We start from the raw sequence: 537 nt of genomic DNA on the forward strand, positions 1-537 counted from the left end.
GCGCGGACGCCCAATCTAGCTCTTTTTGACGGCGACCTTGTCGAGGGCTGCGCGCAGTCCTTTCGCCAGCTTCTGCGCATCGTCGTACGCCCAGAAATGCATGAAGAAGAGCCGCGGTTGCTCATCGAGCATGTGGCTATGCAACGCGGTGATCTCGATGCCGTTATCCAGCATGGCTTTGATAACCGGATTGACCTCCTTTGCTGTCAGCACAAAATCACCCGTGATCGCCGCCTTGCCGCCACCTGTCGATTGGAAGTTAATCGCTATTGCCGAGCCCATGGCCGCCGGCACTTCCATTCCATTTTCCTCGACCGGCTCAGCGCGCGAGATCGTGAACTGGTAGACCGCGCCATTGGCCTTACCCTTATAACCGATGGTTTGGTCGACACCGGCCGTGTCGAACTCGATCTGTGGTGCGGCTTGCGGCTGGGCGCCGCCTCCCATCGGTGTTTTGCTCAGCGCCAATCCGGCATGAAGCGCTGTGGCGAGCGTAACCGGGTCGCCCTGGCCGAAGACGTGCATGTAGAGTGTCAT

General features: G+C 59.4%; 1 protein-coding gene. It reads right to left on the minus strand.

What is annotated here, in order from left to right; all coding sequences use genetic code 11:
- Nucleotides 1–15: 15 nt before the first annotated feature.
- Nucleotides 16–537, minus strand: a 522-nt coding sequence (locus NKH60_RS35080; RefSeq protein ID WP_352503948.1) for a DUF1259 domain-containing protein, incomplete at its 5' end; no start/stop codon positions are given.

Source organism: Mesorhizobium sp. M1006 (genome assembly GCF_040318825.1).
In the GTDB taxonomy this organism is placed as follows: domain Bacteria; phylum Pseudomonadota; class Alphaproteobacteria; order Rhizobiales; family Rhizobiaceae; genus Mesorhizobium.